We start from the raw sequence: 12,940 nt of genomic DNA, 5'->3' as shown, positions 1-12,940 counted from the left end.
AGGCGCATCAGGGCGCGCAGCGCAGTTTCGGCGTGACGGCGGGCTCCTGCCCCGGCTGCGAAGGCTGGGACGGTTGCGCGGGCTGCTGGGCGCCGGCGGGGCTGCTGTCGTCGCCGCCGCAGGCGGTCAGCGCGGCGCACAGCGCCAGGGCCGCCAGCCAGCCGGGCAGGGCGAGGATCGGTTTGGAAGGCTTCATGTGACGGGCTCTCTTGGGGGGAATCAGGGGTTGAGCGTGGACAGCGGCTGGCGCGAGCCGGTGATGGTCTGCAGTTCGGACAGGCTGAGCTGGCGCGTCCACATGGCCAGGTCGTTGAACTCCATCACGCCCTTGAGCGAGCCACCGTTGTTGGGCACGTAGGCATGCGTGGCATCGTCGTTGATGCCCCACTGCCCGGTCGCCAGGCCACCCAGCTTGGTCACGTCGGTGTTGGCGATGGCCTTGTTCTCGGTCTTCTGCACGCCGAGCACCGGGTCGATGATGTAGGCGCTGAAGGTCTTGGCCGTGGCGTTGACCGACAGGGCCAGGTAGGCCCACTGGTTGGCGCTGAACGTCATGCCCTGGATGTCGTCGCGCTTGCCGCCGCTGCCGATGTTGAAGCGCACCTCGCAACTGCCGAACAGGCCGAAGGCGATGCCCGCGTTGGCGCCGGACACGTAGTTCTTGTTCGACAGGATCGGCTCGCCGGTGCCGTTGCCCTGCGTGCAGTCGGACTTGAACCAGAAGCCGATGGTGAACTGCGGCGACAGCGCGATGTCGGCGCCGCTCTGCTTGAGCACGTAGGCGTCGATGTTGGAGTTGACCTTCAGCGACTTGGCGCCGAAGTTGTCGGTGCCGAGCGAGCCGCCGTCGGTGCCGGCCACCCACGGGCCGATGGTGGTGGTGCCCTTGGCATCGAGCGCGGGCAGCGTCTCGAAGCTGTAGTACGCGGCGAGGTTGTTGCGCAGCGTGTCGGCCAGCACGATCGGCTTGACGTAGTTGATCTGCGCCTGCAGGGACACGGGCACGCCGTTGCGCACCAGCGTGTAGTTGTAGCGGTACAGGCCGCTGTCGGGCGGGTTGAGCTTGGTGTCCTCGTAGCTGGTGGTGCCGGCGGGCAGCGCGGACTCGATCACCACGCCGTCGCGCAGCAGCGTCATGGGGCCGCTCGCGGCGGTGGGGTTCTGCCAGGACAGCACCAGGGTGTTGCTGAACTGGCCGACCACCGAGCTCATGGCGCGCGCGCCGGCCTCGCCGGTCAGCGCGGCGCCGTCGATCTTGTACTGGGCGGCCGGCAGTGCGGTGCCGCTGTGCGCCAGCAGCGTGGGCAGCAGGTCGGCCTCGCTCGGCATGGCCGAGAGCGCGGCGGCGTTGGCCGGCGCCGCGGGCAGGTTGCCGGCGAGCGCGTTGAAGGGCTTGTTCAGCGCGATGAACGCGGTGCGGTTTTCCACCGTGGGCAGCGTGGTGGTGGCGCCGGTGGCGTCGAGCCCGTGGCTGGCGGTCACGGCGACCAGCCAGTCTTCGCCGGGGTTGGCCTGGCGGCGCGCCTGCACGGCGGCCAGCAGCTTGCCGAGCGCCTGGTCGAAGCCGCTCAGCGCGGTGGCGTAGGCGCCGCCGTTGAAGCCCTGGCTCGCGGCGGCCAGGTCGGGCGCGGTGTACTGGGCGAACACCACGTCGTAGCCGGACTGCACCAGCTTCACGCCTTCCTGCGTCACGCAGTTGTCGTCGTAGGCGCAGTCGCGCAGCGAATCGAGGTTGCCGGCGGCGGCGTCCGCCTTGAGCAGCAGCGGCAGCGCCGCCGCGCCGGTGGCCGCGCCCAGGCGCTGCCGGGTCGCGCCGGTGTTGGCCGCGCGCAGGTACTGGAACAGGCTCGGGGCCTTCAGGCCGGCCGCGGCGGCCTGGTCGTCGGTGACGCCGTGGCGGTCCTGCCAGTTGCCGGTCAGCACCGTGGCCCAGCTCGGCGCGTCGAGCGGCGCCTGTTCGCTGATGGTGCCCAGCCTGCCGCCCGTGGACGACGGCGTGATCGCCAGCGTGGCCAGGTTGGGCATGCCGTGCTGGATCAGCGCATTCTGCAACTGGCTGTAGGTGGCGCCGTCCACGCCGACCAGCAGGATCTTCTTGCCGGCCGCGCCCGGCGTGGCGCCGCCGCTGCCGCCCTGGTCCGGGGCCGCCGTCGCCGGCGCATCGCTACCACCGCCGCACGCGGCCACCACGCCCGCCAGGGCCAGGCTGCACGCCATGCGTGCCTGCTGTTTCCATGCCATGTCTGCTTCCCTCTTTTCCGTTGTTTCTCAAGCCGCGCGCCGCCATCGCGGCGCTGCCGATCACGCTCCCCGTGACGCGTTGGCAGAGTAAGAAAAGGGGTTGTCAGCCGGGTGACATGCAGGCAAAGAATGCTGATGCGCCCATTTGTATTCCTGATGGAACAGGCACGGGCCGGGTGCGGAGGCGATCCGGAAAAGCAAAACGCCCGCGCGAAGGCGGGCGTTGGGAGACGTTGGGTGGTGTTCCGGGGAGACCGGGCAGGGCGCCCGGCCCGGTCTCAGGCCTTGGCGGCCTGCACCTGCGCGCCGTCGTCGCGCACGGTGCGGCGCCCGGCGGCGAGCGCCAGCAGGGCCGCCAGCGCGCAGGCGGCGCCGGCCGCGTACAGCGCCGGGGTGTAGGTCAGCAGCAGCGTGCGCGTCAGGCCGGCGCCGAACGCTGCGGTGGCCGCGCCCACCTGGTGCGCGGCGAAGATCCAGCCGAACACCATCGGCGCGCGCTCCTTGCCGAAGGCCGCGCCCGCCAGCCGCACCGTGGGCGGCACCGTGGCGATCCAGTCCAGGCCGTAGAACATGGCGAAGATCGACAGGCCATACAGCGTGAAGGTGGAGTGCGGCAGCCAGAACAGCGACAGCCCGCGCAGGCCGTAGTACCAGAACAGCAGCTTGCGGCAGTCGTAGCGGTCCGACAGCCAGCCCGACAGGATGGTGCCGACGAAGTCGAAGGCGCCCATCATGGCCAGCGCCCCGGCGGCCGGCACCGCGGCCATGCCGAAGTCCGCGCACAGCGCGATGAAGTGGGTCTGGATCAGGCCGTTGGTGCTCAGGCCGCAGATGAAGAAGGTGCCGGCCAGGACCCAGAAGGTCTGGGTGCGGGCGGCGTCGCGCAGCACCACGAAGGGGCCGCGCAGCGTGAGCGGCGCGGGCGGCTGGGCCGGCGCGGCATGCACCTGCTGCGGAACTTCGCCGTAGGCGGCCAGGCCCACGTCGGACGGGCGGTTGCGCATGAAGCAGAACACCAGCGCGGCCAGCGCGGCGCAGGCCAGCAGCACCGGCAGCACGGCGGTGCGCCAGCCCATGTGCTCGATCAGCCAGGCCGCCACCGGCAGGAACGCCAGCTGCCCGGTGGCCGAGCTGGCCGTGAGGATGCCGATCACCAGCCCGCGCCGCGCGCTGAACCAGCGGCTGGCCACCACCGCGGCCAGCACCAGCGCGGTCAGCCCGGAGCCGATGCCCAGCATCAGGCCCCAGGCGATGAACAGTTGCCACAACTGCGTCGCCACCGTGGCCAGCGCCATGCCGCCGGCGATCAGCGCCAGCGCGGCCCAGACCACGTTGCGCACGCCGAAGCGTTCCATCAGGATGGCCGAGAACGGCGCCATCAGGCCGAACAGCGCGAAGCGCACGGCCAGGATCGACGAGATCTGGTCGGTGTCCCAGCCCATTTCGCGGGTGAGCGGCTTGAGGAAGGCGCCGGGCAGGCCGAGCGCGGCCGACGTGGTCAGCATCACGCCGAAGGTGAGGGCGGCGATCAGCCACGCATAGTGGATGCCGCGCCGGTCGAGCCGGCTGGAAAGCGCTTGAGCAAACATGAATGTTCCGGGGGCGGAGTTCGTTGTGGTTCGGGGTGGGTGCGCGCGTTATGGCGCGAGCGGGCCCAGCAGCATCTCGCGCGCGGCGGCGAGGATCTCGTCGGACAGCGCATCGCCGGCGGTGGCCCGCGCCAGCGTCATCGCGCCCAGCAGCATGGACAGCTCGGCCAGCGCCAGCTTGCGGCGCTCGGCCGGGTCGGCGTGCTCGACGGTCTTGATCCAGTCCTCGACCATGACCTTGAGGCCGTCCAGGTAGGCCTGGCGCACCGGCTTGTCCACGGGCTCGCGCGCCACGTCGCTGGCCAGCGCCACCGCCGAGCAGCCTTCGCCGGGCGCGGCGCAGTGCTCCTGCGTCAGGTAGGGCTCGACCAGGTTGGCGCGCATGGCGTGCTTGTCGTCGCCGGCGCGGCCCAGGCGGCGCGCCCAGCGCTGCGCCGATTCCTCGAAGCCGCGCCGGCACGCCAGCGCCACCAGTTCGTCCTTGGAGGCGAAATGCCCGTAGAAGCCGCCGTGGGTCAGCCCGGCCCCGGCCATCAGCTCGGCCACGCTGACGCCGTTGAGTCCGCGTTCGCGGAACAGCCGCGTGGATGCCGCCTCGATCGCTTCGCGGTGCTTTTCCGCCTGTTCTCGTGATGCGCGCGCCATGTTCGTTCTCCTGCCAAAACTTTGCTTGACCGGATTTTATATGACGACCATAATTTATTCAATAGATGTCGGTCATCATTTAAGAGGCCGCGGCCCGCCCCCGGGCCGCGGCGCGTTTCCTCACCAAGGAGTGTTTGTCATGCAGAACCTGTTCGATCTCACCGGCCGCGTGGCCGTCGTCACCGGCTCCACCAAGGGCATGGGCCTGGAAATGGCCCGCGCGCTGGGCGCGGCGGGCGCCGCCGTGGTGGTGTCCGGGCGCGACAGCGCCGGCGCCGAAGCGGCCGCCGCCACGCTTGCCGCCGAGGGCATCCAGGCCCGGGGCATCGCCTGCGACATCGCCGACGTGGACAGCGTGCGCGCCTTCGCCGAGCAGGCGCTGGCCGCCTACGGCCGGGTCGACGCGCTGGTGCTCAACGCTGCGGCCGGCGCCACGCCCGGCTCGCTGCTGACGCAGGGGCCGGAGCTGTTCGACCAGGCGATGGGCGGCAACGTGCGCGGCAACCTGATGCTGGTCAACGCGCTGTCGCCGCAGATGATCGCGCGCGGCGACGGCGCCATCGTGTTCACGTCGAGCATCGCCGCCAAGCGCGGCTCGGCCTTCCTCGGCATGTACAGCATCACCAAGGGCGCGACCGATCAGGCCGTGCGCAGCCTGGCGCTGGAGCTCGGCCCGAAGGGCATCAACGTCAATGCCATCAACCCCGGCCCGGTGCGCACCGAGTTCTCGCGCGAGGCGCTGTGGGGCAATCCGGAGCAGGAAGCGCGGCTGGCCGCGGCGATCCCGATGCGGCGCATCGGCGAGGCGAAGGACGTGGCCGGGCTGGCCGTGCTGCTGGCCTCGCCGGCGGGCCGCTTCATCAGCGGGCAGAGCATCGGCGTGGACGGCGCGCTGTCGGTTGCCTGAACGGGTTGCCTGAACGGGTTGCCTGAGCGCGGCGGCGCGTGGCCCGCGCTTTCCTCCGGCCGGCTTCCCAAGCGGCCGCCGATGCGGCAAAGTAGCCGGATTCAAGCTACCGGACCGGACGCACGGGACCACGCCATGACGCAATCCTCATCCCCATCCGCACCCCAGGCCGACCCCGACCAGGAGCGCATGCAGGCCGCGCTGGCCGAGGTCTTCGCGCTCGCGCGCGCCGGCGACGCGGCCACGCTCGCCGGCCTGCTCGAGCGCGGCCTGTCGCCCGACCTGCGCAACGAGAAGGGCGACAGCCTGCTGATGCTGGCCTGCTACCACGGCCACGCCGAGGCCGCGCGCGTGCTGCTCGCGCGCGGCGCGACGCCGGACCTGCGCAACGACAACGGCCAGACCCCGCTCGCGGGCGTGGCGTTCAAGGGTTACGCGGAGATCGCCGCGCTGCTGCTGGACCACGGCGCCGACGTCGAGGGCGCCTCGCCCGACGGCCGCACGGCGCTGATGGTGGCGGCGATGTTCGACCGCGCCGCGATCGTCGAGCTGCTGCTCGCGCGCGGCGCCAATGCCGGCGCGCGCGATGCCGGCGGCGCCACTGCCGCGGCGGCCGCGGCCATGATGGGCGCGCGCAATGCCGCGGCGCTGCTGGCGGGGAAGGACGGGCAGTAGCGCGCTATGGCGTCTGTCGGCGCGTGCCGGCGTGCGCCGGCGCGCGGCCGTCAGGCGTGCATCCCCGCGAGCCGCATCACGCCCCGGAGCAGCAGCGCGGCCACGCCGAGCGCCGCCACGCTGGCGATCCAGATCGCCAGCAGCCAGCCCACGCGCGCCAGCCAGCCGCGCGGCGCGGGGCCGTCCTCGCGCCGGTTCGCGGCCATCAGTGATACCCCTCGCCGTGCCTGACCTTGCCGCGGAACACGTAATACGCCCACACCGTGTACATCAGGATGAACGGGATGATGAACAGGGCGCCGACCAGCGTGAAGCCCTGGCTCTGCGGCGGCGCGGCGGCGTCCCAGATCGAGATGCTGGGCGGCACGATGTTCGGCCACACGCTGATGGCCAGCCCGCTGTAGCCGAGGAAGACCAGCGCCAGCGTGTAGAGGAACGGCGCGATGCGCGCGTCGGCGCGCAATGAGCGCACCAGCCGGTACATGCACAGCAGCACCAGCAGCGGCACCGGCGCGAACCAGATCAGGTTGGGCAGGCTGAACCAGCGCGCGGCGATGCGCGGCTGCGCCAGCGGCGTCCAGATGCTGATCACGGCGATCACGCCGAGCAGGACCCAGGCCAGCCGGCCGGTGAGATGGAGCATGCGCCGGTGCAGGTCGCCCTCGGTCTTGACGATCAGCCAGGTGCTGCCCAGCACGGTGTAGGCCACCGCCACGCCGACGCCGCAGAACAGCGGGAACGGCTGCAGCCAGTCCAGCGGGCCGCCGGCGAAGACGCGGCCGCTGACGCGGATGCCGTCGATGTACGCGCCCAGCGCCACGCCCTGGAAGAAGGCCGCCGCCAGCGAGCCGCAGATGAAGGCCTTGTCCCACACGTGGCGCTCGCGGTCGTTGGCCTTGAAGCGGAACTCGAACGCCACGCCGCGGAAGATCAGTCCGAGCAGCATCAGGACCAGCGGCAGGTAGAGCGCGCTGAGCACCACCGAGTAGGCCAGCGGGAAGGCGGCCAGCAGGCCGGCGCCGCCGAGCACCAGCCAGGTCTCGTTGCCGTCCCACACCGGTGCCACGGTGTTCATCATCACGTCGCGGTCATGGCGGTCCGGCACGAAGGCATAGAGCATGCCGATGCCGAGGTCGAAGCCGTCCATCACCACGTACATCATCACCCCGAAAAAGATGATGACGGCCCAGATCAAAGAGAGGTCGACACCCATGTTCAGCTCCCGGAAGTGTTGATGGCGGGCACGTCGCCGCGGTCGTCGACGGCGGACAGCGGGCGCGCCGGCGTGTGCGCCGGATGGCCCGGACGGGCGGCGTCCTCGTTCTCATCGTCGTCGCCTTCGTGCATGACCGGGCCCTTGCGCACCAGCCGCATCATGTAGGCGATGCCCACGCCGAACACGAACACATAGGCCACCACGAACAGCGCCAGCGTCAGCGCGAGCTCGGGCGCGCCGTGCGGCGAGACCGCGTCGGCGGTGCGCATCACGCCGTACACCACCCACGGCTGGCGCCCGATCTCGGTGGTGAACCAGCCGGCCAGCAGCGCCACCAGCCCGGCCGGGCCCATCCACAGCGCCACGCGCAGGAAGGCGCGGGCGCGGTAGAGCGCCTCGCCGCGGCGCAGCAGCAGGCTCCACAGGCCGAGCAGGATCATCAGCACACCCAGCCCGACCATCACGCGGAAGCTCCAGAACAGGATGGTGGCGTTGGGCCGGTCCTGCGGCGGGAACGCCTTCAGGCCGGGGATCTGGCCGTCCAGCGTGTGCGTCAGGATGAGGCTGCCCAGGCGCGGGATCTCCAGCGCGAAGCGGGTTTCCTCGCGCGCCATGTCGGGCCAGCCGAACACGATCAGCGGCAGCGGCTCGTTGCCGCGGTTTTCCCAGTGGCCTTCCAGCGCGGCGATCTTGGCCGGCTGGTGGGCGAGCGTGTTGATGCCGTGCATGTCGCCGATCACGGCCTGCACGGGCGCGACCACCAGCAGCATCCACATCGCCATCGACAGCATCTTGCGGATGGCCGGGTTGTCGCGCCCGCGCAGCAGATGCCACGCGGCGGAGGCACCGACGAACAGCGCCGTGGCGAGGAAGGCCGCCACGCTCATGTGCGCCAGCCGGTACGGGAACGACGGATTGAAGATCACGCGCAGCCAGTCCACCGGCACCACGCGGCCGTCGATGATCTCGTAGCCCTGCGGGGTCTGCATCCAGCTGTTGGAAGCGAGGATCCACGTGGCCGAGATCAGCGTGCCGAGCGCGACCATCAGGGTGGCGAAGAAGTGCAGGCCGGGGCCGACCTTCTTCCAGCCGAACAGCATCACGCCGAGGAAGCCCGCCTCGAGGAAGAACGCGGTCAGCACCTCGTAGGTCAGCAGCGGGCCGGTCACGCTGCCGGCGAAGTCGGAGAAGAAGCTCCAGTTGGTGCCGAACTGGTAGGCCATCACCAGCCCGGACACCACGCCCATGCCGAAGTTGACCGCGAAGATCTTGGACCAGAAGTGGTACAGGTCGCGGTAGACCGGGTTCTGCGTGCGCAGCCAGCAGCCTTCCAGCACGGCGAGGTAGCTGGCCATGCCGATGGTGATGGCGGGAAAGATGATGTGGAACGAGATGGTGAACCCGAACTGGATCCGGGCGAGGTCGAGCGCACTCAGGCCGGGCATGGCGTGGTCTCCGTGAGGCGGGGGTGGGCCGGGGTGGCTTGTCCAAGACACCGGCCGGCGCGTAGGGATAGCGTAGACCACGGCGCGAGCGCATTGAAGGGCGCTTGCGGGCGGGGGCGCACGCGATGTGGCGAGGATGCCGCGGGCGGGCGGTGGCGGGGGCGGAAGCCTGCCCGGACGGGCAGGCCTGATGCGGGGTTGTCCATGTGCGGAGGCCGGATATTGGGCTTGCGCCCGGAGCGCGGACCGCGCCCCGGCGCATGCGATGGACCCCATGCTACCGGCGGCCCGGCGTGGATAACAGAAGCAAATGCGCTTAAAAAGACGGTATCAGTCTGCTGCGCTGCGGTATAACGCCGCAGCGCCCGGGCGCTGCCCGCCGTTTCAGCGGCTCAACCCGCGCGCCGCCACCGGCCACACGCAGGCCACGGTGCCGCCGCGCACGCCGACGATGTCGTCGTACAGGTTGAGGGTGGGATCGCAGTGGCCTGGCACCAGCAGCACCTGGCTGCCCAGCGCCGGCAGCAGCGGGGCGGCGCGCGCGCCCGGCGCCGGCAGCGCCTCGACGATGCCGTGCTCGTCGTTGGCGGCCACGTAGGCCAGCGCGAGGTCGTGGCCGTCCGCGCCCCAGACCAGCGGCAGGCCGGAGTCCACCGCCATCGACTTCAGCCCCGCGTCCAGCACCACGCGCGGCGTGGCCGGCGCGGGCGCCGTGGCGGCGGCCACGCTCATGACCGTGCTGGCGATGAACAGGCTGTGCTCGAAGCGCAGCGCGCCGCCGTATTCGTTGCGGCCGTAGTCGCCGTCCATGAAGACGTAGGAGCCGGGCTGGATCTCGGTGTAGACGCCGCTGGCGAGGTCGAACTCCACGCTGCCGCTGCCGCCGCCAGTGACCGTGGCGCAGGCCACGCCGGCTTCCGCCAGCGCGGCCACCACGGCCGCGGTGCGGGCCGCGGCCTCGGCCGCCGCGCGCTTGCGCGCGGCGTACTCGCGCACGTGCTGGATGCCGCCCTGGTAGGCCTGCAGGCCGCGGAACGCCAGCCGCGCATGGGCCTGGACGGCCTGCGCCAGCCGCAGCGCGGCGGCGGCGCCGGCCACGCCGCAGCGGCCCTGGCCCACGTCGATCTCGACGAACACGCCGATGGTGCTGCCGGCCTGCGCGGCGGCCGCGGCCAGCGCCTCGACCTGGCGCGCGTCGTCCACGCACACGCTCATGCGCGCATGCAGGGCGAGCCGCGCCAGCAGCGCGGCCTTGGCCGGCCCGGCGATCTCGTTGCTGATGTGGATGTCGGTCACGCCCGCCCGCACGAACGGCACCGCCTCGCTGACCTTCTGGCAGCAGATGCCGGCCGCGCCGCGCGCGATCTGCGCCAGCGCGATGGCCGGGCATTTGTGCGCCTTGGCATGCGGGCGCAGTTGCACGCCGGCCTGGCTGGCGGCCTGCTGCATGCGCGCGAGGTTGCGCTCGAAGGCGTCCAGGTCGAGCACCAGCGCGGGGGTGTCGATGGCGGTCACGGGCTGGCCGGGCTCGGCGGCGGGCGGCAACGGCAGGTCCGGCAAGGCGAGCGAAGCCGGCGAGGCGGGCGTGGCGTGGGTCATGGGGCGGGTGGGTCCTGGGCTGGATGGCAAGGCGGAGCCTGGCCGTGCCTGCGATGATGTGGGGTGCGGGCCGGCGCTGTCAAATCGGCCGGCGGCGCCTCCCATGCGGACCTGTGCCGGCGCCGCCGCCGCGCGCGCCGCCGGCCTGGCGGCGGATGACAAGCGGGCCGATTCGGCGCATAGTTTGCGGCTTTCGCACGATGCGCCTCGCGCACTTGCCGCCAGCGGCATCCTGACTCCCGATGGACTTTCCTCTCCTGATCGTGGCGCTCGGCGCCGTGGTGGCCGGCTTCGTGCAGGGCCTGTCCGGGTTTGCCTTCGGCATGGTGGCGATGTCGTTCTGGGTATGGACGGTGGAGCCGCGGCTGGCGGCGGCGATGGCGGTGTTCGGCTCGCTCACCGGGCAGGTGGTGGCGGCGCTCACGGTGCGGCGCGGCTTCTCGCCGCGGCAGCTGCTGCCGTTCGTGGCCGGCGGCGTGCTCGGCATTCCCATCGGCGTGGCCGTGCTGCCGATGCTCGACGCCAACCTGTTCAAGGCTTGCCTGGGCGCGTTCCTGGTGATCTGGTGCCCGCTCATGCTGTTGTCCGCGCAGCTGCCGCGCGTGCGCTTCGGCGGGCGCCTGGCCGATGGCCTGGCCGGCACCGCCGGCGGCATCATGGGCGGCATCGGCGGCTTCAGCGGCGTGATTCCCACGCTGTGGTGCACGCTGCGCGGGCTGCCCAAGGACGAGCAGCGCGCCATCATCCAGAACTTCAACCTGGCCACGCTGGCGGTGACGATGGCGACCTACGTCGGCACCGGCATCGTCACGCGCGACATGGTGCCGATGTTCCTGGTGGTGGGCCCGGCCATGCTGGTGCCGAGCATCCTCGGCGCGCGGCTGTACATCGGCATCAGCGAGATCGCCTTCCGCCGCATCGTGCTGAGCCTGCTGACGGCCTCGGGCGTGGTGCTGCTGACCGCCTCGCTGCCGCGGCTGCTGGCAGCGGCGCACTAGACGCCGGGCGCCGCGCGCCTTCGGGTATGGAGGATGCCGCTGCCGCTGCGCGCGAACTGGCTCGCGGCGGCATGGCAAAGTCCCGCGCCGGCTAGCCTGCCGCGGCGAACGCCGCCACCGCCGCCATCGTCTCGGGCGCCGGCGACGCGCAGGCCCGCAGCGCGAGCGGGCGCTGTCCGGCCAGCGTCAGTTCGGCGGCCTGCCCGCCGAAGCGCAGCACGCCTTCTTCGAACACGCGCCGCTGCGGCAGCGGCGCACCGGGCTCCTCCGCCATCGACACGAAGCGCAGCGGCTGCGCGCGCGGCGGCGAGTGCGCGCCGTCCAGCCACAGCCACTGGTAGAGGCGCGCGCGCGGCGTGCCGGCGGGCAGGCCGAGCCGCTTGATCTCGAGCACGGTGCCCGCGTCCGCGCCGAACGCGAACAGGATGCGCAAGGCGGGCGCGGCCGGCGGGGAGGGCGGATCTTGTGTCATGGGCGTGGCCGGGTCCGGTGTCGCGGGGAGCGCGATTCTACCGGATTCGTCCGCCGCATCCGGATGCACGGGACGATGTGCGCGGCGACATGCCGCGCATATCGATAGGCGAACACCTTCATTCCGCGCCACAGGGCGCGGCGCTAACATCGCTGCCACGCGAGCCGGCGTCACGAGCGCCGGCCGCGCCCCTCACCACAGCGGCCGCTCCGGCCGCGACCAACCTTCGTGGAGACTGCATGCAGCGCCGTACCCTGTTCAAATCCATCGCCCTGGCCGCCGCCATCGCCGTGCTGCCGGGCTTCGCCGCGCAGTCCGCGCTCGCCGCCGACCAGGTGGTGCGCCTCGGCACCATGAGCGGCCCCGACGCGCAGATCTGGGAAGTCGTGCGCACCGTGGCCAAGCGCAGCGGCCTGGATGTGAAGATCGTCGAGTTCAACGACTACGCCCAGCCCAACGCCGCGCTCGACGCCGGCGACCTCGACGCCAACGGCTTCCAGCACCAGCCTTTCCTCGACAGCCAGATCGAGGCGCGCCACTACAAGATCGCCAACGTGGGCCTGACCTACGTGGCGCCGATGGGCTTCTACTCGAAGAAGTTCAAGTCGCTCAAGGACCTGCCCGAAGGCGCCAAGGTCGGCATCCAGAACGATCCCTCCAACGGCAACCGCGCGCTGCTGCTGTTGCAGAAGGAAGGCCTCATCACGCTGCGCGACGGCGCCGGCAAGAGCGGCAAGAACGCCACGCCGCTCGACATCGCCGCCAACCCGCGCAAGCTCAAGATCGTCGAGCTCGATTCGGCCATCCTGCCGCGCTCGCTCGACGACCTCGCCGCCGCCTCGATCAACACCGACTACGCCGTCAAGGCCGGCCTGAACCCCACGCGCGACGCCATCGCCATCGAAGACCTGCGCGGCCCCTACGCCAACCTGATCGCGGTGCGCACGCAGGACAAGGACAAGCCGTGGGTCAAGCCGCTGGTGTCGGCCTACCAGTCGCAGGAAGTGCGCGACTTCCTCGCCAGGCAGTTCAAGGGCGCGATCCTGCCGGCGTTCTGAGCGCCGTTCTGAGCGCCGTTCCCGACTGGCATCCTGGCCGGCGTTCAGCGCCGGTCTTCTTGCCTTCGTTGCCGCCTTCATTCCCCGGGCGGACC

13 protein-coding genes are annotated in these 12,940 nt (G+C 71.5%); 4 read left to right on the top strand and 9 right to left on the bottom strand.

From position 1 onward, the window contains the following. Nucleotides 1-7 precede the first annotated feature (7 nt). From KF708C_RS11365 to KF708C_RS11350, 4 genes are all read right to left on the bottom strand, one after another. Nucleotides 8-196: a hypothetical protein gene (locus KF708C_RS11365; protein ID WP_020205752.1), complete on the bottom strand. Its 189-nt coding sequence runs from the start codon at nucleotides 194-196 to the stop codon at nucleotides 8-10. Between the two features lie 23 nt (nucleotides 197-219). Then, nucleotides 220-2,241 (bottom strand): LamG-like jellyroll fold domain-containing protein, encoded by a 2,022-nt coding sequence (locus KF708C_RS11360; protein ID WP_059411826.1) that lies wholly within the window; start codon nucleotides 2,239-2,241, stop codon nucleotides 220-222. Nucleotides 2,242-2,519: 278 nt separating this feature from the next. After that, nucleotides 2,520-3,830 (bottom strand): MFS transporter, encoded by a 1,311-nt coding sequence (locus KF708C_RS11355; protein WP_020205754.1) that lies wholly within the window; start codon nucleotides 3,828-3,830, stop codon nucleotides 2,520-2,522. A 48-nt stretch (nucleotides 3,831-3,878) separates the two neighbouring features. Continuing rightward, entirely contained in the window at nucleotides 3,879-4,475 is a 597-nt protein-coding gene (locus tag KF708C_RS11350) for a TetR/AcrR family transcriptional regulator (RefSeq protein ID WP_059411825.1), read from the bottom strand. A gap of 139 nt (nucleotides 4,476-4,614) precedes the next feature. Between KF708C_RS11350 and KF708C_RS11345 the strand changes: the two genes are divergently transcribed. After that, nucleotides 4,615-5,382, top strand: coding sequence for an SDR family NAD(P)-dependent oxidoreductase (locus KF708C_RS11345; protein ID WP_020205756.1), 768 nt, complete (start codon nucleotides 4,615-4,617; stop codon nucleotides 5,380-5,382). 135 nt (nucleotides 5,383-5,517) lie between these two features. Further along, the gene (locus KF708C_RS11340; RefSeq protein WP_370552804.1) at nucleotides 5,518-6,057 is read left to right on the top strand and encodes an ankyrin repeat domain-containing protein; all 540 of its coding nucleotides are present in this window, start codon (nucleotides 5,518-5,520) and stop codon (nucleotides 6,055-6,057) included. A 50-nt stretch (nucleotides 6,058-6,107) separates the two neighbouring features. Here KF708C_RS11340 and KF708C_RS34515 read toward each other — a convergent pair whose 3' ends face one another. From KF708C_RS34515 to KF708C_RS11325, 4 genes are all read right to left on the bottom strand, one after another. Continuing rightward, complete coding sequence (locus KF708C_RS34515) at nucleotides 6,108-6,263, bottom strand: DUF2474 family protein (RefSeq protein ID WP_020205758.1); 156 nt, start codon at nucleotides 6,261-6,263, stop codon at nucleotides 6,108-6,110. Then, a complete protein-coding gene (gene cydB / locus KF708C_RS11335; protein WP_029044195.1) occupies nucleotides 6,263-7,270 on the bottom strand; it encodes a cytochrome d ubiquinol oxidase subunit II in 1,008 nt (335 codons plus the stop codon). Before cydB ends, KF708C_RS34515 begins: the two co-directional genes overlap by 1 nt. Nucleotides 7,271-7,272: 2 nt before the next feature. Beyond that, entirely contained in the window at nucleotides 7,273-8,718 is a 1,446-nt protein-coding gene (locus KF708C_RS11330) for a cytochrome ubiquinol oxidase subunit I (protein WP_020205760.1), read from the bottom strand. Nucleotides 8,719-9,102: 384 nt separating this feature from the next. Further along, on the bottom strand, nucleotides 9,103-10,317 hold the full coding sequence (locus KF708C_RS11325; protein ID WP_059411823.1) for a DSD1 family PLP-dependent enzyme: 1,215 nt from the start codon (nucleotides 10,315-10,317) through the stop codon (nucleotides 9,103-9,105). A 242-nt stretch (nucleotides 10,318-10,559) separates the two neighbouring features. On the opposite strand from KF708C_RS11325, the gene KF708C_RS11320 reads away from it, so the two are divergent. Next, nucleotides 10,560-11,315: a sulfite exporter TauE/SafE family protein gene (locus KF708C_RS11320; RefSeq protein ID WP_020205762.1), complete on the top strand. Its 756-nt coding sequence runs from the start codon at nucleotides 10,560-10,562 to the stop codon at nucleotides 11,313-11,315. 91 nt (nucleotides 11,316-11,406) lie between these two features. Here KF708C_RS11320 and KF708C_RS11315 read toward each other — a convergent pair whose 3' ends face one another. After that, nucleotides 11,407-11,787 carry a hypothetical protein gene (locus KF708C_RS11315; RefSeq protein ID WP_155888303.1) on the bottom strand — a complete coding sequence of 127 codons (381 nt, stop codon included), beginning with the start codon at nucleotides 11,785-11,787 and terminating at the stop codon, nucleotides 11,407-11,409. Nucleotides 11,788-12,026: 239 nt separating this feature from the next. On the opposite strand from KF708C_RS11315, the gene KF708C_RS11310 reads away from it, so the two are divergent. Then, nucleotides 12,027-12,845, top strand: coding sequence for a MetQ/NlpA family ABC transporter substrate-binding protein (locus KF708C_RS11310; RefSeq protein WP_059411822.1), 819 nt, complete (start codon nucleotides 12,027-12,029; stop codon nucleotides 12,843-12,845). Nucleotides 12,846-12,940 lie beyond the last annotated feature (95 nt).

Source organism: Cupriavidus basilensis, assembly GCF_000876015.1.
GTDB lineage: Bacteria > Pseudomonadota > Gammaproteobacteria > Burkholderiales > Burkholderiaceae > Cupriavidus > Cupriavidus basilensis_B.
The sequence above is the reverse complement of the archived record's forward strand: the minus strand, read 5'-3'. Positions and strand labels throughout refer to the sequence as shown.